At 64.9% G+C, this 20727-nt stretch carries 14 protein-coding genes; 3 read left to right on the top strand and 11 right to left on the bottom strand.

Features of this window, described 5'->3' with window-relative positions; all coding sequences use genetic code 11:
- Positions 1 to 8: 8 nt before the first annotated feature.
- From CJU94_RS12890 to rpsB, 6 genes are all read right to left on the bottom strand, one after another.
- Positions 9 to 830: a phosphatidate cytidylyltransferase gene (locus CJU94_RS12890; RefSeq protein WP_095419000.1), complete on the bottom strand. Its 822-nt coding sequence runs from the start codon at positions 828 to 830 to the stop codon at positions 9 to 11.
- A complete protein-coding gene (gene uppS, locus CJU94_RS12885; protein WP_095418999.1) occupies positions 824 to 1606 on the bottom strand; it encodes a polyprenyl diphosphate synthase in 783 nt (260 codons plus the stop codon). The genes CJU94_RS12890 and uppS overlap by 7 nt, the downstream gene beginning before the upstream one ends.
- Before the next feature lie 171 nt (positions 1607 to 1777).
- Entirely contained in the window at positions 1778 to 2338 is a 561-nt protein-coding gene (gene frr, locus CJU94_RS12880) for a ribosome recycling factor (protein ID WP_095418998.1), read from the bottom strand.
- A gap of 100 nt (positions 2339 to 2438) precedes the next feature.
- On the bottom strand, positions 2439 to 3152 hold the full coding sequence (pyrH, locus tag CJU94_RS12875) for a UMP kinase (RefSeq protein ID WP_011488865.1): 714 nt from the start codon (positions 3150 to 3152) through the stop codon (positions 2439 to 2441).
- A gap of 221 nt (positions 3153 to 3373) precedes the next feature.
- On the bottom strand, positions 3374 to 4255 hold the full coding sequence (tsf, locus tag CJU94_RS12870) for a translation elongation factor Ts (protein WP_091793333.1): 882 nt from the start codon (positions 4253 to 4255) through the stop codon (positions 3374 to 3376).
- A gap of 207 nt (positions 4256 to 4462) precedes the next feature.
- Positions 4463 to 5215 carry a 30S ribosomal protein S2 gene (rpsB, locus tag CJU94_RS12865; protein WP_007181432.1) on the bottom strand — a complete coding sequence of 251 codons (753 nt, stop codon included), beginning with the start codon at positions 5213 to 5215 and terminating at the stop codon, positions 4463 to 4465.
- Positions 5216 to 5804: 589 nt separating this feature from the next.
- On the opposite strand from rpsB, the gene map reads away from it, so the two are divergent.
- Genes map through CJU94_RS12850 form a run of 3 tightly spaced genes read left to right on the top strand, consistent with a single transcriptional unit; the run spans position 5805 to position 11267 of the window.
- Entirely contained in the window at positions 5805 to 6614 is an 810-nt protein-coding gene (gene map, locus CJU94_RS12860) for a type I methionyl aminopeptidase (protein ID WP_095418997.1), read from the top strand.
- 30 nt (positions 6615 to 6644) lie between these two features.
- Positions 6645 to 9215 carry a [protein-PII] uridylyltransferase gene (locus CJU94_RS12855; protein ID WP_095418996.1) on the top strand — a complete coding sequence of 857 codons (2571 nt, stop codon included), beginning with the start codon at positions 6645 to 6647 and terminating at the stop codon, positions 9213 to 9215.
- A 6-nt stretch (positions 9216 to 9221) separates the two neighbouring features.
- Entirely contained in the window at positions 9222 to 11267 is a 2046-nt protein-coding gene (locus CJU94_RS12850) for a pseudouridine synthase (protein WP_095418995.1), read from the top strand.
- Between the two features lie 227 nt (positions 11268 to 11494).
- Here CJU94_RS12850 and def read toward each other — a convergent pair whose 3' ends face one another.
- From def to CJU94_RS12825, 5 genes are all read right to left on the bottom strand, one after another.
- A complete protein-coding gene (gene def, locus CJU94_RS12845; protein ID WP_007181426.1) occupies positions 11495 to 12028 on the bottom strand; it encodes a peptide deformylase in 534 nt (177 codons plus the stop codon).
- Positions 12025 to 14091 carry an NAD-dependent DNA ligase LigA gene (ligA, locus tag CJU94_RS12840; RefSeq protein ID WP_095418994.1) on the bottom strand — a complete coding sequence of 689 codons (2067 nt, stop codon included), beginning with the start codon at positions 14089 to 14091 and terminating at the stop codon, positions 12025 to 12027. The genes def and ligA overlap by 4 nt, the downstream gene beginning before the upstream one ends.
- Positions 14092 to 14281: 190 nt before the next feature.
- The gene (locus CJU94_RS12835; protein WP_095418993.1) at positions 14282 to 15568 is read right to left on the bottom strand and encodes a cell division protein ZipA C-terminal FtsZ-binding domain-containing protein; all 1287 of its coding nucleotides are present in this window, start codon (positions 15566 to 15568) and stop codon (positions 14282 to 14284) included.
- Positions 15569 to 15707: 139 nt separating this feature from the next.
- The gene (gene smc / locus CJU94_RS12830; protein WP_095420334.1) at positions 15708 to 19226 is read right to left on the bottom strand and encodes a chromosome segregation protein SMC; all 3519 of its coding nucleotides are present in this window, start codon (positions 19224 to 19226) and stop codon (positions 15708 to 15710) included.
- A gap of 158 nt (positions 19227 to 19384) precedes the next feature.
- A complete protein-coding gene (locus tag CJU94_RS12825) occupies positions 19385 to 20380 on the bottom strand; it encodes a DMT family transporter (protein WP_095418992.1) in 996 nt (331 codons plus the stop codon).
- Positions 20381 to 20727 lie beyond the last annotated feature (347 nt).

The following is a 20727-nucleotide window of genomic DNA, read 5'->3' as shown; positions in this document are numbered from 1 at the left end:
CTCTTTCTCTAGCCGAGCAGCAGCATGGCAAGCGGCAGCACCGGCAACAATGCGTCGATGCGGTCGAGCACGCCACCGTGCCCCGGCAACAGGCCACTTGAATCTTTCACCCCGGCCTGGCGTTTCATCATGGATTCGAACAGGTCGCCCACCACACTGAACGCGACCAGCAGGGTCAGGGCGAGCAACGTGCGCACGGCGCCCCAATGCGCCAGCAACGCAGAATACAGGGTCGGCTCGAACGCATGCAAAAAGACCGCCGCCGCAGCGACGATCATCACCACCAGCCAGCCGCCGATCGCGCCCTCCCAAGTCTTACCCGGACTGATGGCAGGCGCCAGCTTGTGTTTGCCGAATGCTTTTCCAGAGAAGTATGCGCCGATATCGGCCAGCCATACGAGGAGCAGCAATGACAGCACGAACGGCACGCCTTGCACGCGCGCGGCGACGAGAGCATGCCAGCACGCGACGAATACCACAATGCCGGCAAGAAACAGAAAGGAGCGCCAGGCGCCCTGCGCGAGCGTGGGCTTGCGCAGCAGCACGAACGGACCGGCGATCACCCAGAAAATCGCCGCCGCCTGAAAGAGCGGTCTTGCTTGCTCGATACCGGTGCCGAGCCGCGTGCTGGCGACCAGCGCCACCGCGGCCACCAGCGCATAAACGATCGGCCCCGCGCCGCCCAGCTTCAGCAGGCGCGCCCATTCCCACGCGGCGAACACGACGACGAAGGCGATCAGCGCGCCGAACGCGCCCACCGGCGCGAACAGCGTGACCGGCAGGAATACCGCCAGCAGGACGATCGCCGTGATGACACGGGTTTTTAGCATGGAAGCGAATCGACGTTTTGCGATTGCGGCTCGAGTTGAGCACTGGTGCGGCCGAAGCGGCGTTCGCGCTCCGCGTACGAAGCGATGGCGTGGCCGAGCGCGTCGGCGTCGAAATCCGGCCAGAACGTGTCGGTGAAGTAGAACTCGGTGTAGGCGAGCTGCCACAGCAAAAAGTTGCTGACGCGGCGCTCGCCGCCGGTGCGGATGAACAGATCCGGCTCCGGCGCATAAGCCATGGACAGATGCTCGGCGAACGATTCCTCGCTCACCTCGACCGCCTTGCCCGCCAGCGCCGACTGCTCGGCGAGCTTACGAGTGGCCTGCATGATGTCCCAGCGGCCGCCATAATTCGCGGCGATCGTGAGCGTCAGACGGGTATTGCGCGCGGTCTTGGTCTCCGCGCGCTTGATCAGGTCGCGGATGCGCATATCGAAGCGCGACAGATCGCCCACCACCCGCAAACGGATGCCGTTGGCGTGCAGTTTGCCGATCTCGCGCTCCAGCGCGGTCACGAACAGGCGCATCAGGAACGATACTTCGTCGTTGGGACGGCGCCAGTTTTCCGAGCTGAAAGCGAATAGCGTCAGGTATTCGACGCCCTGCCGGGCGCACGCCTCGACGGCCGCACGCACCGCGTCGACGCCGCGCGTATGGCCCGCCACGCGCGGCAAGCGCCGCTGGGTGGCCCAACGGCCGTTGCCGTCCATGATGATCGCGATATGTCGCGGCACCGCGGCGACATCAGGCACGCGCACGGTTGAGCTGGTATAGGTCATGGCCGTCGGGACAGTGACTGCAAATAAAGAAGTGGAAACCCTGAAAGTACTGAGTGCCCCCAAACCTGGCGCTTCACGCCAGCCGCCCGAGGCGGCAGTCCCCGAAAGGGACTCCCTGCGGGCCGGAAAACCCTTGGCGCGGCACGGCGTTTTCTTAAGAGGCGGACGGCCTCAGACCGTCATGATCTCGGCTTCTTTCGTCACGACGAGTTTGTCGATTTCCGCGACGAACTTGTCCGTCAGCTTCTGAACGTCGTCACCGGCACGACGCTCGTCGTCTTCCGAAATTTCCTTGTCTTTGACGAGCTTTTTCAGTTGCTCGTTCGCATCACGACGCAGGTTACGCACGGCGATCTTGGCCGTTTCCGCTTCGCTCTTGACCACTTTGGTCAGCTCGCGGCGGCGTTCTTCGGTCAGCGCGGGCATCGGCACGCGAATCACGTCGCCTTGCGTGGCGGGGTTCAGGCCGAGATCCGACTCGCGAATCGCCTTCTCGACCACCTGAACCATCTTCTTTTCCCACGGCTGCACGCCGATCGTGCGGGCGTCGATCAGCGTCAGGTTCGCGACTTGCGAAATCGGCACCGGCGAACCGTAGTAATCGCACTGAATATGATCGAGCAGGCCCGTGTGCGCACGGCCCGTGCGGATCTTCGACAGGTCGTTCTTGAACGCGTCGATGGAGCGCTGCATCTTTTGTTCAGCGCCCTTCCTGATATCAGCCACAGACATTTTTAAACCTCCGAACCTTCAAAACGGTGCGAGCCGGCCAGCGCGCGCAAGATGCGGCGACCCGGGCTCGCGTCAAAGCCCACGTTATGTGAACGAGAGTTTACACGTGGACGAGGGTGCCTTCGTCCTCACCTTGTACGATGCGCTTGAGCGCGCCCGGCTTGACGATCGAAAACACACGGATCGGCAGCTTCTGGTCGCGGCACAGTGCGAACGCCGTGGCGTCCATGACCTGCAGATTGCGGCCGATTGCCTCGTCGAAGCTGATCGTGGTGTAACGGGTCGCGCTCGGGTCTTTCTTCGGGTCGGCGGAATAGACGCCGTCCACCTTGGTTGCTTTCAACACGACTTCCGCGCCGATTTCCGAGCCACGCAGCGCGGCGGCCGTATCAGTCGTGAAAAACGGGTTGCCGGTGCCGGCCGCGAAAATCACGACTTTGCCTTCTTCGAGCTGGCGAATCGCGCGGGGCCGGATATACGGCTCGACGACCTGGTCCATGCGCAGCGCCGATTGCACGCGCGCCTCGATGCCGGCGTGGCGCATCGCGTCCTGCAGCGCCAGGGCGTTCATCATGGTGGCCAGCATGCCCATGTAGTCGGCCGTAGCGCGATCCATACCCGCCGCACCACCTGCGACGCCGCGGAAAATATTGCCGCCGCCGATCACCACGGCCAGCTGCGTTCCGAGACGGACCACTTCGGCCACGTCCGCCACCATTCGTTCGATGGTCGCGCGATTGATGCCGAAAGCATCGTCGCCCATCAGGGCTTCACCGGAGAGTTTGAGCAGGACGCGTTTATAGGCAGTGGGCATAGGGGTATCCAGATCGCGCAGAACAGGGCAACAACAAGGGACTAATGTAGGGGTGAAATGCTGATTCGGGCAAGCGTCGCCAAATTGACGAACCCTGGGGTTCGCCAGCGGCGGCCGCGCGGCGAGGGTCAACCCGCGCGCAGCCTTGCGGCGCTGCCGACCGCGGCAAAGTCTTGCTTCGCCGCGGGTCCAACGATACAACAGTGATGCTTAGGTGAAACTTATTGTTGCTTTGCAGCAGCGACTTGAGCGGCCACTTCAGCAGCGAAGTCGTCCTGCTTCTTCTCGATGCCTTCGCCGACCACGAACAGCGCGAACTTCTGCACGCTCGCGTTGCCGGCCTTCAGCATCTGTTCGATCGTCTGCTTGTCGTTCTTAACGAACGTCTGGTTCAGCAGCGACACTTCCTTCAGATACTTCTGCACGCTGCCGTCAACCATCTTGGCGACGATTTCAGCCGGCTTGCCCGATTCCGCGGCCTTCTGCTCGGCGATGCTGCGTTCCTTGGCGATCAGATCCGCCGGCACGTCGTCCGACGACAGCGACACCGGCTTCATTGCGGCGATGTGCATCGCCACGTCCTTGCCGACCTGCTCGTCTGCGCCCGTGTACTCGACCAGCACGCCGATACGCGTGCCGTGCAGGTACGCTGCCAGCTTGTTGGCGGTGTCGAAACGCACGAAACGGCGGATCGACAGGTTTTCGCCGATCTTGCCGACCAGCGCGAGGCGCACTGCGTCGACCGTCGAGCCGTCCAGCGGCAGTGCCGACAGAGCGGCAACGTCAGCCGGGTTTTGCGTGGCGACCAGCTCGGCGACCTTCTTCGAGAAAGCGAGGAAGTCGTCGTTCTTCGAAACGAAGTCGGTTTCGCAGTTCAGCTCGACCAGCGAACCCGCGTTGCCGCCGATGAACGATGCGACCACGCCTTCAGCCGTCACGCGCGACGCTGCCTTGCTGGCCTTGTTGCCCAGCTTCACGCGCAGCAGCTCTTCAGCGCGCGCCATGTCGCCGTCGGCTTCCGTCAGCGCCTTCTTGCATTCCATCATCGGCGCGTCGGTCTTTGCGCGCAGTTCTGCAACCATGCTTGCGGTAATTGCCGCCATCATTTGCTCCTTGAGTTCCGTCTGTCACACGCCGCCCGCACTTCGATGCCGGCGGCAAGAATTCGTTTCAGCGTTGTGCGTGCATTTTTGCGGACAACGCCTGGGCACCGCTCGGGAGAGACTGCCGGCAGCGCCCTACTACGATGTCGCGGCTTAAAAAAAGGGGGCCTGTAGAAAGCCCCCTTTTTTGCCGGACACGGGGCAGCTTTACGCTTCCGCGTTGACCTCGACGAACTCGTCGCCGTCGCCGCCACGTGCAGCCTGCACCACTTCGTTGACCGCGTTCGCACGGCCTTCGACGATCGCGTCAGCCACGCCAGCCGTGTACAGAGCGACAGCCTTGGAGGCGTCGTCGTTACCCGGAATCACGTAATCGATGCCTTCCGGCGAGTGGTTCGTGTCGACCACGGCGATGACCGGAATGCCGAGCTTGTTGGCTTCGGTCACGGCAATCTTGTGGTAGCCGACGTCGACCACGAAGATCGCGTCCGGAATGCCGCCCATGTCCTTCACGCCGCCGATCGACTTTTGCAGCTTGGCCATTTCGCGTTCGAACAGGAGCGCTTCCTTCTTGCTCATGCGCTCGGTTTCGCCTGCTTCCAGCGCGGCTTCCATGTCCTTCAGGCGCTTGATCGAGACCTTCAGCGTCTTGAAGTTGGTCAGCATGCCGCCGAGCCAGCGTGCGTTGACGTACGGCATGCCAGCGCGTTGCGCTTCTTCAGCGATCGTGTCGCGCGACTGACGCTTCGTGCCCACGAACAGGATCGTGCCGCGGTTCGCTGCCAGTTGACGCGCGTACTTCAGCGCGTCGTTGTACATCGGCAGCGTCTTTTCGAGGTTGATGATGTGAATCTTGTTGCGATGACCGAAAATGAACGGGGCCATCTTCGGGTTCCAGAAGCGCGTTTGGTGACCGAAGTGGACACCGGCTTCCAGCATTTGACGCATGGTAACTGCCATGAAAATCTCCGCGAGGGTTGGGTCTTAAGCCGGCTGCCGTATCGGCCGCGTTGCCATTTCTGTATCTTTGGCTGAACGCGGCGGACACCCTGGGTGCGCCGGCTTGCGAGTCTGTTGCCTTGTCTTGCTTTCCCACCTCATGGCGCAGGCAACCAGCGCCATGAGAAGCCAATCCTGCCACTTATCCTGCCACTTTAATCCTGCCACTTTATTGCTGCTTTATCGCCCCATAGAAGCGATAAAGCAAGACAGAGATCGACTTAGCCGAAGATTATAGCACGCGACTATTGCACGACTCAACCTGCCCCGGTAGCTCCCGTCTGCCGCGCCGGTTGCACCCGCGTCCCGGCCGTCGAATTCATATAGCCGCTTCGAGCCGCTTCGAGCCGGCCCGGCAAGGTGCAGCCGGCCGCGGCCCGCCTCGACATCGGGCGACGCCCGCACCGCCTGCGGAACGCGCAAGCTCGCAGGACCTGTTCCGGGCCCCGTCTTTCGGGCTCCCGACAGGCTCCACCCTGGTCGCAAAAGCCTGCGGCAGCCGGAATATGGTGCGATAATCTCGCAATAAATCGCATTTCAGGCCCGACTCATGGCTATTACGCTCAAAAACGAACACGATATCGCGCAGATGCGCGTCGCCTGCAAACTGGCGAGCGAAGTGCTCGACTACATCACGCCGTTCGTCACGGCCGGCGTCACGACCGGCGAACTCGACCGCCTGTGCCACGAATACATGCTGAAGGAACAGGGCACGATCCCGGCGCCGCTGAACTATCAGCCGCCCGGCTACCCGCCCTATCCGAAAGCCACCTGCATTTCCGTCAACGACGTGATCTGCCACGGCATTCCCGGCGACAAGACCCTGAAGAACGGCGATGCGCTGAACATCGACGTCACCGTCATCAAGGAAGGCTATTTCGGCGACACCAGCCGCATGTTCATCGTCGGCGAAGGCTCGATCCTGGCCAAACGTCTGGTTCAGACCACCTTCGAATGCATGTGGCTCGGCATTGACCAGGTGCGTCCGGGCGCCCATCTCGGCGATATCGGCTATGCGATCCAGAAGCATGCGGAAGGCCAGGGCTACAGCGTGGTGCGCGAATATTGCGGTCACGGCATCGGCACGGTGTTCCACGAAGACCCGCAGATCCTGCACTACGGCCGCCCCGGCACCGGGCTCGAGCTGCAAACCGGCATGATCTTTACGATCGAGCCGATGATCAACGCCGGCCGCCGCGACATCCGCACCATGCCGGACCAGTGGACCGTCAAAACGAAAGACCGCAGCCTGTCGGCGCAGTGGGAGCATACCGTGCTCGTCACCGAAACCGGCTACGACGTGCTGACCGTTTCCGCCGGCACGCCCGCGCGTCCGCCGGTCGTCGCGGCCACCGCCTGAACGACTTCCGAACTCACCTCGCGCCTGCCAATGAGTAGTGTTCCAGCCCTCGCCCAATCCCCTGCCAGGTCACTCAAGGCGGAGTACAAAGTGGCCAAAGCCCAACTGCTGGAACGCTTCAGGACGGCCACCAACGTCGACGCGTTGATGGCCGCGCTGGCTCGCGCCACCGACGATTCGCTGCGCGCCGCCTGGCACACCTGCGACCTGCCGGCCGAGCTGGCCTTGCTGGCGGTGGGCGGCTACGGGCGCGGCGAGCTGGCGCCGCATTCCGACATCGACATTCTGGTGTTGCTGCCCGATGCGCCGATCGGGCATCTGGAAGCCCGCATCGAACGCTTTATCAGCCTTGCCTGGGATTTGGGGCTGGAACTGGGCAGCAGCGTGCGCAGCGTATCGCAATGTCTCGATGAAGCCGACAACGACGTCACCGTGCGTACCTCGCTACTCGAAGCGAGGCGCATTACCGGTAGCGCCGAGTTGTTCGCCGACTTTGCGAAACGTTATCGCGAAGCGCTCGATCCCAAGGCCTTTTTCCAGGCAAAAGTGCTGGAAATGCGCCAGCGCCACGCCAAGTTTCAGGACACGCCCTACTCGCTCGAACCCAACATCAAGGAAAGCCCGGGCGGCCTGCGCGATCTGCAGCTGATTCTGTGGATCACCCAGGCGGCCGGCTTCGGCAGCAGCTGGCGCGAGCTCGAAGCACGCGGCCTGATCACCGAGCGCGAAGCGCGTGAGCTGCGCCGCAACGAAGGCTTCCTGAAGTCGCTGCGTGCGCGGCTGCATGTGATCGCCGGACGTCGCCAGGACATCATGGTGTTCGACCTGCAAACGGCGGTGGCCGAGAGCTTCGGCTACAAGCCGACCGCCACCAAGCGCGCGAGCGAACAGCTCATGCGCCGCTATTACTGGTCGGCCAAGGCTGTCACGCAGCTCGCCACGATCCTGATCCAGAACATTGAAGCGCAGCTTTTCCCCAGCACGAGCGGCATTACGCGGGTGTTGTCGGACCGCTTCGTCGAGAAGCAGGGCATGCTGGAAATCGCCAGCGACGACGTGTTCCAGCGCGAACCGAACGCGATCCTCGAGGCTTTCCTGCTCTACGAACAGACGCCCGGCGTGAAAGGCCTGTCGGCACGCACGCTGCGCGCGATCTACAACGCCCGCGACGTGATGGATCAGCACTGGCGGCGGGATCCGGAAAACCGGCGTCTCTTCATGGACATCCTGAAGCAGCCGGCCGGCATCACCCACGCGCTGCGCCTGATGAACCAGACCAGCGTGCTCGGGCGCTATCTGCTGAACTTCCGGCGCATTGTCGGGCAGATGCAGCACGATCTGTATCACGTCTACACCGTCGACCAGCACATTCTGATGGTGCTGCGCAATCTGCGGCGTTTCGCCGTGGCCGAGCACGCGCACGAATATCCGTTCTGCAGCCAGTTGATCGCGAACTTCGACCGGCCGTGGGTACTGTACGTGGCCGCACTGTTTCACGATATCGCCAAGGGGCGCGGCGGCGACCACTCCACGCTAGGCATGGCCGACGCGCGGCGCTTCTGCCGCAATCACGGCATTCCGGGCGAGGACGGCGAACTGGTCGTGTGGCTGGTCCAGCAGCATCTGACCATGAGCCAGGTCGCGCAGAAGCAGGATACGAGCGACCCGGAAGTCATCAAGCGATTCGCCGAACTGGTCGGCACCGAGCGCCGCCTCACGGCGCTTTACCTGCTGACGGTGGCCGATATTCGCGGCACCAGCCCGAAAGTCTGGAACACCTGGAAAGGCAAATTGCTCGAGGATCTGTACCGCGCCACGCTCGCCGTGCTCGGCGGCGCGCGGCCGGATGCGCATTCGGAGCTGAAGTCGCGCCAGGAAGAAGCGTTGGCGCTGCTGCGCCTCGAAACCGTGCCGGAAGGCGCGCAAAAGGCGCTGTGGGACAAGCTCGACATCGGCTATTTCCTGCGTCACGACGCGGCGGATATCGCGTGGCAAACGCGTGTGCTGTACCGCCACGTCGAAACGCCGACGCCGATCGTGCGGGCCCGCCCTTCGCCGATCGGCGAGGCGCTCCAGGTGCTGGTCTATGTGAAGGATCAGCCCGATCTGTTCGCCGGCATTTGCGCGTATTTCGACCGCAATGGCCTGTCGGTGCTCGATGCGCGGGTCAGCACGACCCGTCACGGGTACGCGCTCGATAATTTCCTCGTCGCGCATACCGAAGAAGACGTGCATTATCGCGATATTGCCAATCTGGTCGAACAGGAACTGACCGCCCGCCTCACCGGTGACGGCACCCTGCTTCCGGGACCGTCGAAAGGCCGGCTGTCGCGGACCTTTCCTGTTACGCCGCGTGTCGATCTTCGGGCCGACGAGCGCGGCCAATACTACATCCTATCCGTGTCGGCGAACGACCGGCCGGGCCTTCTTTATTCGATCGCGCGCGTGCTGGCCGAGCATCGGGTCGGCGTCGCTTCGGCGCGGATCAATACGCTCGGCGAACGTGTCGAAGACGTGTTCCTGCTCGATGGACGCGGCCTGTCTGACAGCCGTCTGCAAATTCAGGTCGAGACCGAACTGCTGCGCGCGATTGCAGTGTGAGATTTCATGCGAGTCAAATTAACAGCCAAGCACCCGCGGCCGGCTTCGTCCGAACGCGCCCCTGTCCGTACCGGAAGCACCTCGGCGCGTAAGCCGACGCGGCCGGCGGGCCCCCGGCCGGCAACGCCGGGATCGAGCGGCGCGCGAGGCGAAGGCGCTGGTGCCGCGGGCGCTGGCAAGCGGCCGGCAGGCAGCGGCAAGCCGGCCGGTGCCGGTGCGCGCCCCGCCAGGGCTGAAGGGTCGTTTTCGCGCGAGCGGGATGCCGGTGGCGCACGGCGCGCGCCGTCGGATCGGCCGCCGCGCCGTTTCGAAGGCGCTGGCGAGCGTGCGCCGCGCCGGGATGATGCTGAACGTGGTGAACGCGCGCCGCGCCGCTTTGAAGGTAGCGGTGAGCGCAGCGAACGTGCACCGCGCAGGGCGGACAGCGAACGCGCACCGCGCCGGTTTGAGGGCGGCGGCGACCGCTCCGGGGGCGCACCGCGCCGTTTCGAAGGCGCAAGCGAGCGCGGCGAACGGACTGCGCGCCGTGCCGAAGGCGGTGAGCGCGGCGAGCGGGCGCCCCGGCGTTTTGAAGGCGCGGGCGAGCGAGGCGATCGTCCGCCGCGTCGTTTTGAAGGTAGTTCAGATCGAGGCGAGCGTGCCCCGCGCCGCGAAACCGGCGAGCGTGCTGAACGCGCGCCCCGTCGCTTCGAAGGCAGCGCCGAGCGCGGCGAACGCGCTCCGCGCAGCTTCGGCGACCGCGCCCCGCGGCGCGAGGACGGCGAACGCCGTCCATTCAGCGGTGCGCGCCCAGGCGCGGGCCGCGCTTCAGACGGTGCGCCGCGCGGTGCGCGTCCGGAGCGCCGTGAACGCGATGCATCCGAGCGTCCGCGCTTCGGCAGCGACCGTGGCGCTCCGCAGGAGCGCCACGCTGGCGAGCGTGGGCCGCGCAGCGACAGCGCGCCACGCCGTTTCGAAGGCGAGCGCGGTTCATCCGAACGTGGCGAGCGCAGCTTTGCCAAGCCCGTCAAAAGCGGCTACGGCGACCGCTCCGAGCGTCCCGCACGCGCTCCGCGCGACGAACGCGCTCCGGCCAAACGTGAATTCGGCGATCGTCCGGCGCGCGGCGCGGAACGCACCGACCGTGGCGAACGCCCTGCCCGCAGCTTCGACAAGACGTTGCCGGCCGCCGGACGCCGCTTCGGCGACGACCGTCCCGCGCGCGCCGACAAGCCGCGGGCCTCGGCACGAGCCGAGCGCGAGAGCGGAACCGATGCCGCGCCGCGTACACCGCGTCGCGATTACGAAGACGCGCCGGGCACCCTGCGCCTGTCCAAGCTGATGTCCGAACTCGGCCTGTGTTCACGCCGGGAAGCCGACGAATGGATCGAAAAAGGCTGGGTGATGGTGGACGGCGAGCGCATCGACACGCTCGGCACCAAGGTGCGCCCGGACCAGCGCATCGAGATCGACCCCGCTGCGGAGGCCGCGCAGGCAAGCCAGGTGACCGTGCTGATCCACAAGACGGTGGGTTTCGTCTCGGGTCAGGCGGAAGACGGCTATCAGCCGGCCATTACGCTGGTCACGCCGGAGAACCGCTGGGAAGGCGACCGCTCGGGCATCCGCTTCTCGGTTGCGCACTTGCGCCAGCTCGCGCCGGCGGGCCGTCTGGATATCGATTCGACGGGCCTGCTCGTGCTGACGCAGGACGGCCGTATCGCGAAGCAGCTGATCGGCGGTCATTCTGAGATCGACAAGGAGTATCTCGTGCGCGTGGCGTTCGGCGAGCACACCACCGATGTCGAAAGCCACTTCCCGCCGGAGAGCCTCGCGCTGCTGCGACACGGCCTTTCGCTCGACGATGTGCCGCTCAAGCCCGCGCAGGTGAGCTGGCAAAACGGCGAGCAATTGCGTTTCGTGCTGCGTGAAGGCAAGAAGCGCCAGATTCGCCGCATGTGCGAACTGGTCGGCCTCGAAGTGATCGGCCTGAAACGCGTACGGATGGGCCACGTGATGCTGGGCGCGTTGCCGCCTGGGCAATGGCGCTACCTCTCAGCCGACGAATCGTTCTGACGCTGTGAGCCGGATGCGGAGGGCGCGGTTAAATCCTCACCCCGGCCGCTAGCAAGGCGGCGCAAAAAAACAACCCCGCGTTTTTTCGAGAACGTGGGGTTGTTTGCTAATGAGCCGGCCTTTCCGCCACCCAGCCACCCGTCAGCCTGAGCGACGCTGGGCTGGCATCACCTGATAGCCCGGCAACACGCACGCATTTTTAGAACACGTAGCCACGGCAAAGAGGGTCAATCGTCGCTATTCGGATCCATATCCGGAAACAGCACTTCCGTGAAGCCGAACTTCGCGAAGTCGTTGATCCGCATGGGATACAACTTGCCGATCAGGTGATCGCACTCGTGCTGCACGACGCGCGCGTGAAAACCCTCCGCGACGCGATCGATCGGTTTGCCGTACTGGTCGAAGCCGTGGTACTTGATCATCGAAAACCGGCTCACCGCGCCGCGCAGTCCCGGCACCGACAGGCAGCCTTCCCAGCCCTCTTCCATGTCCTGCGAAACCGGCGTGATGGTCGGATTGATCAGCACCGTTTCCGGCACTGGCGGCGCGTCCGGATAGCGCTCGTTGTGGCCGAAGCCGAAGATCACCACCTGCAGATTGACGCCGATCTGCGGCGCGGCGAGGCCCGCGCCGTTGGCGTCGTGCATGGTCTCGAACATGTCCTTCACGAGTTCATGCAGTTCGGGCGTGTCGAAGTGATCGACCGGATCGGCAATGCGCAACAGGCGCGGATCGCCCATCTTGAGAATTTCGCGGATCATAACTGCCCCTCCAGGAGCTTACGCATACCATCTTCGTCGAGTACGGGGATGCCGAGTTCCTCGGCCTTGGCCAACTTGCTGCCCGCTTCGGCCCCCGCCACCACATAATCCGTTTTCTTCGACACGGATCCAGCCACTTTCGCGCCCGCTGCTTCCAGCATTTCCTTCGCTTCTTCGCGGGCGAGGCTCGGCAAGGTGCCGGTCAACACCACCGTCTTGCCGGCCAGCACGCCTTGCGGCGCTTTGGGCGCGGGCGGCCCCTCCGGCCACGTGACCCGGCCCGGCGCGCGCAACTGCTCGATCACCGTGCGGTTGTGCTCTTCGGCGAAGAACTGATGAATCGACTCGGCCACTACCGGCCCGACGTCGTTGACTTCCAGCAAGGCTTCCACCGACGCGTCCATGATCGGATCCAGCGAGCCGAAGTGCCTGGCCAGGTCTTTCGCCGTCGACTCGCCCACATGGCGAATACCGAGCGCGTAGATGAAGCGCGCCAACGTGGTGTGCTTGGCCTTTTCAAGCGAGTCGAGCAGGTTCTGCGCGGACTTTTCGGCAAAGCGGTCGAGTTCGGCGAGCGTCGCGAAGCCGAGGTTGAACAGATCGGCCGGTGTGCGCACCAGATTCTGCTCGACAAGTTGATCGATGATCTTTTCGCCCAGGCCGTCGATATCCAGCGCGCGCCGCTGCGCGAAATGCCACAGCGCCTGCTTGCGCTGCGCCGGACAGAACAGGCCGCCGGTACAGCGCGCAATCGCCTCGTCGGGCAGCCGCTCGATATTCGAGCCGCACACCGGGCATTGCGTGGGCATGACGAATTCGCGGGCGTCGTCGGGACGCCGGTCGAGCAGCGCGCTCACCACTTCGGGAATCACGTCGCCAGCGCGCCGCACGATCACCGTGTCGCCGATGCGGATGTCCTTGCGCCGCACTTCGTCTTCGTTGTGCAGCGTGGCGTTCGTGACCGTCGCGCCGCCGACGAACACCGGTTCGAGTCGCGCCACCGGCGTGATCGCGCCGGTGCGGCCGACCTGCACGTCGATCGCGACGAGTCTGGTCAGCGCTTCCTGGGCGGGGAATTTATGCGCCAGCGCGAAACGCGGAGCGCGCGACACGAAACCGAGCGCCTCCTGCTCATCGCGCCGGTTGACCTTGTAAACCACGCCGTCGATGTCGTACGGCAGCTTCTCGCGCTTCTCGCCAACGGCGTGAAAAAAGCCCAGCAAACCCTCGGCGCCCTGCACCACCGCCCGCTCGCCGTTCACCGGCAAGCCGAGCTCCTTGTACCAGTCGAGCAGTTCACTATGGGTAGCCGGCATCTCCATGCCTTCGAGCACGCCGATTCCATATGCAAAGAACGACAGCGGCCGCTGCGCGGTGATCTTCGAATCGAGCTGCCGCAAACTGCCCGCCGCCGCATTGCGCGGATTGGCAAACTCCTTCTGCTCCGCGGCTCGCTGGCGATCGTTCAGGCGCTCGAAATCGCGCTTGAACATCAACACTTCGCCGCGCACGTCGAGCACGCGCGGCACGCGTTTGCCCTTGAGCTTGAGCGGAATGGAGCGGATCGTGCGGACGTTTTCGGTGACGTTCTCGCCGGTCGTGCCGTCGCCGCGCGTGGACGCCTGAACGAATACGCCGTCGACGTAACGCAGCGAAATGGCGAGACCGTCGAATTTCAGCTCGGCCGCGTAGTCGACCGGCACCGGGGGCTCGTTCGTATTCTTGCCGAGCGCGTCACCGACGCGTTTGTCGAACGCGACGATGTCTTCGTCCGCGAAACCGTTGTTCAGCGACAGCATGGGCTGGTCGTGCACGACCGGCTCGAAACCGCTGGCCGCCTCGCCGCCCACTCGCTGAGTAGGCGAATCCGGCACGATCAGGTCGGGATGTTCCGTCTCGATGCGCTCGAGTTCCTTGAACAGCCTGTCGTATTCCGCGTCGGGCAGGTCCGGCTGGTCGAGCACGTAGTACGCGTAATTGGCGCGTTCGAGTTCCGCGCGCAGCCACGCGGCGCGCTCTGCCGGGGCACTGCTTGCGGAGGGTGAGACGGGGGTTGGGGCCATGCTGTCGGAAGGTTCTTCAGTGAAATTCAGACATTGGATTATCGCAGGAAGCGTGCCCCTTTACATCGGCCGAATGGCCAGTTTCGGCGCGCGGCGCGTCCGCTCGAACGCCATGCGCGAGCTCGCCGCCTGAAACGACAGCGGCCGCACATCGTGCGGCCGCAAGTGACACTGGTAAAACTTAAAAAAATTACTGACTGAACAAACGCCGCGTGGCCGGCGAGCCGGCCGGAATCCCCGCCTGTTCGAGCTTCGCGTAGAGCGTCATCAGTTGCTTTTCGATGGCGAGCAATGCGGTTTCCGGCAACGGCCGCCGGCCGTCGTCGACCACCCGCCCGCCGATGCGCTCGGCCAACGATTTCGCGTAGTCGCACATCAGCCGGAACGGCAGGATGTCTTCGTCGGCCACCGGCACGTCGAGCACCAGCGTGATCATCTGACCGCCTTTGTAGGTCAGGTCGTCGCGCAGGAAGTTGGTGTCGCCGAACTGCAGCATGAACACCGGGCTTTGCCGCGCGTCGAGCTTGACGAAACGCGTACCGTCGCGCGAAAGCAGCAGGCCGTCTTGCGACGCAATCGCCTGCACGTAATTGGCGGACCACGGCGCGCCGTCGGAGAGCACGTTGATCGACAGCTGCGCGTCGCACTGCGCGGCAAAGCCGTCGAGCTCACGCGCCATCGCCACCGTTTCCAGCATGTCCGGAAATTCCGGCGATGCATCCAGCGCGTCCGCGAATTGCTGCACGCCGGTCACGAACTCGGAAAACTCCAGTTCGTTGAGCGCGCCGCTGCGGTTGGCCAATTGCGCGGCCGCACGCAACTCTTCATAGCGCGCGCCGTTCTGCAGCAGTTCCCACGCGCCGCCTTCGAGCTTGCCCTCGATATGCACCGGCTTGCTGCCCGCGCGGCGCAGACGCTGCGCAAGCGGAATCACCTTGTCGCCCGCCACCGGGCCGTTCAAACGGATCGGCACGATACAGTCGATGCGGCGATCGACGATCGCCGGCGGCGCCGACGAGATCGTCGTGGCGGCGGGCAGAATCGGTTCGGCCGGCTCGTCGGCCGGGCGGGCGGCTTGCGCGGCGCTGCCCGCCTGCGCGTGGTCGCCGGCTTCGGCTTCAGCCGTGCCCTCGGCTTCCGGGTAGCCGTTCGGCGTGACCGTCTCGGCCTGGATATCGGCTGGCGTATCGAGAGGCGCCGCTGCGGGGCCGCCGAAAGTCGGCTCGACGCGCGCCGCCGCGGTTTCTCCTGCCGCTTCGGTGCCCACCACCGGCTCGCGGCGCGTGGTCGGCCGGGCCGGCTCGATGAACGGGCTCTGTTCCTCCTGATCGTCCCGCGCGAAGTTCTCGGCGGTGTCGGCCGGCATTGGCCGCGGCATCTTGCGGCGCACCTTCGCGCCCTGCCATGCGTTGTACACGACCACGCCCCCGACCACCACGGCACCCGCGCCGATCAAACCGAGTGTCAACTCGTCCATGCATGCTCCATCAGCAATTCTTTTATCTGCGCGGCTTCTACGCCCGGCTCACGTGTCGCGCGGCCAACGGCCGCTGCGCTGAACGCGGACACCCGCGAATGTCGACTCAAAAGCAATTCAAGCGCAAATCAAGCGCAACTCAAACGATATTCTGGGCGAAACCCGCGGCCGTTTCCATGTCGACGGCAACGATGCGCGACACGCCCTGCTCCTGCATGGTCACACCGATCAATTGCTGCGCCATTTCCATCGCGATCTTGTTGTGCGAGATGAAAAGGAACTGGGTTTTGTCCGACATCGCCCGCACAAGGTTCGCGAAACGTTCCGTATTGGCGTCGTCGAGCGGCGCGTCCACTTCGTCGAGCAGACAGAACGGCGCGGGATTGAGCTGGAACATCGCGAACACCAGGGCGGTGGCGGTCAGCGCTTTTTCGCCGCCCGACAGCAGGTGAATTGTCGAATTCTTCTTGCCCGGCGGCTGCGCCATCACCTGCACGCCGGCATCGAGAATTTCGTCGCCGGTCATGATCAGTCTCGCCTGGCCGCCGCCGAAAAGACGCGGGAACAGTTCGCCGAAATGCTGGTTCACCTGGTCGAAGGTGCCTTGCAACAGCGTACGCGTTTCCGCGTCGATCTTGCGGATCGCGTCTTCGAGCGTTTCGATCGCGCTGTTCAGGTCGGTCGATTGCGAGTCGAGGAACGACTTGCGCTCGGTCGCGGCCTTCAGTTCGTCGAGCGCGGCCATGTTGACCGGGCCGAGCGCGGTGATGGCGTTGTTGATGCGCGTGACTTCGCCCTGCAGATACGACGGCTTCATGTCCGGCGTGAGCTTGGCCTGCAACTGCGCCTCGTCGACGCCGGCCGCGGCCAGCTGCTCGATGAACTGCTCGCCGTTCAGGCGCGCCGCCTGTTCCTTCAACTGCAATTCGTTGATACGGTCGCGCAGCGGCTGCAGCGCGCGCTCGGCCGTGAGACGCGTTTCGTCGGCGGCACGCAGCTTGGCGGTGAGGTCGTCGAGTTCGAGGCGCGCGGCGTGCAGCGCTTCTTCCTTGACGGCGCGGATGTCGAGCGCGTCCTGCAAACCGGTGTGCGCGGTCTGCTCGTTGATGGTTTCCAGCTCGGCGCGCGCGTCTTCCAGCGACGCCGCGACACGCTCGCTCTGCTCGTGCGCGACCTGAATGCTGCGCTTCAGTTCGTCGATGCGGTTCGCCACGTTGCGCGCGGCAAAGCGCGCGTCGGTAGCGGCACGGTCGAGATCGCGCGCCTCGCCGCGAGCGGCGGTGAGTGCTTCGTCGAGCGCTTCGAACGCCAGCTGGTGGTCTTCGAAACGCGCCTGCAATTCGGCGAGTTCACCGTCGTGACGCTCGAAGTTCGCTTCCGACTCCGCGCGCATCGCGCGTTGCTCTTCGATCTGCGCGGTGATCTCTGCGAGTTCCTCGCGAATCTGCGTGCTGCGCTGCGTGTAACGCTCGTGCGCCTGAGTGAGCTTGAGCACGTCCATTTGCAACGCGTGCACGCGCTGGGTGGCGCGCTCCGCCTGCTGGCGCACGTCGGTCAATGCCTGGGCGGCTTGCGTGTGAGCGGCTTCGGCGCGGATCGCGGCGGCCTTCGCCTCGTCGGCGCGCAAGGCTTGCGCGCGAACCTGGCGCGCCAGGTTTTCGATTTCCTGCTGACGCGCCAGCATGCCGGCCTGTTCGGAGTCGGCGGCATACAGTTGCACGCCGACGCGCGTCACCACATGCCCCGCCTTGACGACGAACGAGCCGCCTTCCGGCAGTTGCGAGCGCATGGAGAGCGCCTGCTGCAGATCGTCGGCGACGAACGCAAGGCCGAGCCAGTCGTTCAGGACCGCGCGGATGCCCGCGTCGTCGATCCGCACCAGCGACAGCAGCGGCCGCAATGCAGGCGGCGTGGCGGCCGGCTGGCCGGCTAGGGGCGGCGCGTAGAAGGCGAGCTTGGCGGGCGGCGCGTCGGTGGCGAATGCCTTGACCCAGTCGAGGTTCGACACTTCCAGCGCGGCGAGGCGCTCGCGCAGCACGGCCTCGAGCGCGGTTTCCCAACCGGCTTCGACATGCAGCTTTTTCCACAGACGCGGCAGGCCGCCCAGTTCGTGCTTTTCGAGCCACGGCTGGATCTTGCCTTCGGTCTGGACGTTTTCCTGCAACTGCTTGAGGGCGGCGAGGCGCGCGTCGAGTTGATGAATCTGCGCGCTTTCGGCCTGCACGCGCTCCTGCGCGGCGCGGCGCTCGCCGTCCAGACGCGGCAGCGTTTCCTGCGCGTCGGCGAGCCGCGCTTGCGCGTCGTGCAGGATTTCCTCGTGCTCGGCAAGCTGCATGCGCAAGTCTTCGAGTTGCGCTTCGTCGGGGGCGTCGAGACCGCCTGCTTCCGACTTCAAACGCTCGTGACGCGCCTGCAATTGCTGCAATTGCTGATCGGCATTGCGCTGATGCGCGGCTTCGAGCTTGAGCGCCTGTTCGGTTTGCGCGATCCCGCCGCGCTCGGCGTTCAACTCCGTTTGCGCATCGCGCCAGCGCGCTTCGAGCGCGGGCATCGCGTCGTGCTTGGCGGCGGCTTCGTCTTCGGCCAGCGCGGCTTTTTCTTCGGCAACGGCCAGTTGTTCTTCGGCCTCCGCCAGATCGTCTTGCGCTTTTTGCGCCTGCGATTGCCACTGCTCACGCTGCGCATTCAGTGCGGCGATCTGCGCCTGCACGCGATTGCGCGATTCGACGATGAACTTGATCTCGGCTTCAAGCCGGCTGACTTCCGAATTCGCCTCGTAGAGCGCGCCTTGCGCGCCCTGCATCGCGTCGCTGGCGGAGTAATGCGCGACGCGCAGCGTTTCGAGTTGCGCTTCGACTTCGCGCAGCTTCGCGGTGTGCGCTTCGAGATCGATCTGGGCCTGTTCGATCGCGCGTTGTTGGCGCTCCTGCTCGCTGCCGGCTTCGTTCTTGCGCAACAGCCACAAGAGCCGTTGCTTCTCTTCGCCGTCGGTCTGCAATTCCTTGTAACGCGTGGCGACCACCGCCTGCGCTTCCAGCTTCTCGAGGTTCGCCCCCAGTTCGCGGACGATGTCCTCGACCCGCGTCAGATTCTCGCGCGTGTCGTGCAACCGGTTCTCGGTTTCGCGGCGGCGTTCCTTGTACTTCGACACGCCCGCGGCTTCTTCGAGAAACACGCGCAGCTCTTCCGGCTTCGCCTCGATCAGGCGCGCGATCATGCCCTGCCCGATGATCGCGTACGCGCGCGGCCCGAGACCGGTGCCGAGGAAGATGTCCTGAATGTCCCGGCGACGCGCCGGCAAATTGTTGATGTAGTAGCTCGAAGTGCCGTCGCGCGTCAGCACGCGTTTCACGGCGATTTCGGCATACTGGCCCCACTGGCCGGCGGCCCGGCCGTCGGCGTTGTCGAACACCAGTTCGACGCTGGCGCGGCTACCCGGCTTGCGCGCGGTCGAGCCATTGAAGATCACGTCCTGCATCGACTCGCCGCGCAACTCGGAAGCGCGCGATTCGCCGAGCACCCAGCGCACGGCGTCGATGATGTTGGACTTGCCGCACCCATTCGGTCCGACCACGCCGACAAGCTGGCCGGGGACCTGGAAATGCGTGGGATCGACGAATGACTTGAAGCCAGCGAGTTTGATCGAGGTCAGACGCACGGCGATTTCGCTGTTTGAAAAGGGGAAAAATGGGTGGCTCTTGAGGGCCGCGCCAGCCGTTCGCCGAAACAGCGACACGGCCCGCGAACCCCCGCGAACCCTCGGGACACGGGCGCCGGCTTCACGCGCTCACGCATGCGCCGGCCAATGAGGGGCAATCATACCATCGCGCGTGGGCGGTTCTTGCCGTCCTTGTGCTCGCCGGGGTCCGCATCGCGTTCATTGGCGGAGCTCGCGTCCTGAATGGCCGGATCGGGCGGCATGGACCTGGTCCGATGCACCCAACTGGAGAGCGCCGAAGCCAGCACAATGCACACGCCGCCCGCCCATTCGCGCGAACCGGGCATCTCGCCGGCGAAGAGCCAGGCCGACAACGCCGTGACCACGATCTCGAACAGCATGATGATCGACGCCCGGTTGGCCGGCACTCGCGCGAGCCCGTACTGCACCAGCATATTGTTCGACGCCAGCAGGAAGCCGAGGCCGAGCACCAGCCACGCGGCCGTGCCGAGACGCGCGCCGGTGGGCGGCGCGGGCATTGCCTCGAACAGCGAAGCGCAGGCGCTGAAAATCGCCGCGCCGCCGAAGATCGTCGCGGTGCGCATTTCCGGCCTCATGTCAGGCAGCACGCGGCTCGTCTTGAGAATCAACACGTTGCTCATGGCAAAGCCCATGCCGCCCGCGAGGCCCGCCCATTCGGCGAGATTGCCGGGCACGGGAATGCCCAGTTGCGGCGACCACAGCATGGTCATCGCACCGGCGAGCGAGAGCGCGGCGAGAGCCGCGCCCGACCACGTGAGCCGTTCATGCAGGATGAAGTGCGCGAAGAGCGCGGTCCACGCCGGGGTGAGATAGAACAGCAGCAGCACCCGCATCACCTGGCCGTGAATCGAGCCCCACACGAAGCCGAGGTTGGTAATCCCCGCAGCGAGCGCGAGAGCCGGCAGCAGCCAGTGCCAGCGCACGGTTCTGAGCGCGCGATAACGCACCAGCAGCACGAACAGGCAGCCGGCGCCGCTCGTGAGCGCGCTGGCCGCCGTGCCCGTCACGCCGAGCGCATTCAGCATGCGCAATGGATACCAGATCATTCCCCACACCGACGCGCCCAGCATGATCGCGAGCGTCGGCCAACCGTTGCGAAGCCAGTTGGTCATGGTGCGGGGCTCCTTGCGGAGCCGTTCGCGGGGTTCCCGCCGAGGACCGCGGCGTTCTTGCGCCTGCTGGGTCCGAGTGTCTCCGGGACTGCTGCAACCATTGCTGCTCCTGCTTCTTTCTTGCACGAACCGTGCGCGGTTCGCGTCGTTCCCGCTGCAGCGCATTGCCTGCGCCGCCTGGCGGGTTGCGCCGTGGTTCACCGGCGCGATGTTGTTGGTCCGCTGCGCTGGCATGCGCCGCGCGGCGGCGCGCGGCGGCGGTTTGCTCCGCCGTATGGCCGACGCGCCCCGCGCACCACGCTATAATCATCCGCTCGCCGCTGCGGCCGTCTGTCTGGCGCGTTTGG

The sequence above is a fragment of the Paraburkholderia aromaticivorans genome (assembly GCF_002278075.1).
Lineage (GTDB): Bacteria > Pseudomonadota > Gammaproteobacteria > Burkholderiales > Burkholderiaceae > Paraburkholderia > Paraburkholderia aromaticivorans.
The sequence above is the reverse complement of the archived record's forward strand: the minus strand, read 5'-3'. Positions and strand labels throughout refer to the sequence as shown.

Excerpts from the sequence above, each read along its gene's own strand:
- CJU94_RS12825 (WP_095418992.1), bottom strand. The coding sequence starts at position 20,380 with ATGACCAACTGGCTTCGCAACGGTTGGCCGACGCTCGCGATCATGCTG.
- CJU94_RS12855 (WP_095418996.1), top strand. The coding sequence starts at position 6,645 with ATGAGTAGTGTTCCAGCCCTCGCCCAATCCCCTGCCAGGTCACTCAAG.
- def (WP_007181426.1), bottom strand. The coding sequence starts at position 12,028 with ATGATCCGCGAAATTCTCAAGATGGGCGATCCGCGCCTGTTGCGCATT.
- map (WP_095418997.1), top strand. The coding sequence starts at position 5,805 with ATGGCTATTACGCTCAAAAACGAACACGATATCGCGCAGATGCGCGTC.
- rpsB (WP_007181432.1), bottom strand. The coding sequence starts at position 5,215 with ATGGCAGTTACCATGCGTCAAATGCTGGAAGCCGGTGTCCACTTCGGT.
- tsf (WP_091793333.1), bottom strand. The coding sequence starts at position 4,255 with ATGGCGGCAATTACCGCAAGCATGGTTGCAGAACTGCGCGCAAAGACC.
- CJU94_RS12835 (WP_095418993.1), bottom strand. The coding sequence starts at position 15,568 with ATGGACGAGTTGACACTCGGTTTGATCGGCGCGGGTGCCGTGGTGGTC.
- pyrH (WP_011488865.1), bottom strand. The coding sequence starts at position 3,152 with ATGCCCACTGCCTATAAACGCGTCCTGCTCAAACTCTCCGGTGAAGCC.
- uppS (WP_095418999.1), bottom strand. The coding sequence starts at position 1,606 with ATGACCTATACCAGCTCAACCGTGCGCGTGCCTGATGTCGCCGCGGTG.
- frr (WP_095418998.1), bottom strand. The coding sequence starts at position 2,338 with ATGTCTGTGGCTGATATCAGGAAGGGCGCTGAACAAAAGATGCAGCGC.
- CJU94_RS12890 (WP_095419000.1), bottom strand. The coding sequence starts at position 830 with ATGCTAAAAACCCGTGTCATCACGGCGATCGTCCTGCTGGCGGTATTC.
- CJU94_RS12850 (WP_095418995.1), top strand. The coding sequence starts at position 9,222 with ATGCGAGTCAAATTAACAGCCAAGCACCCGCGGCCGGCTTCGTCCGAA.
- ligA (WP_095418994.1), bottom strand. The coding sequence starts at position 14,091 with ATGGCCCCAACCCCCGTCTCACCCTCCGCAAGCAGTGCCCCGGCAGAG.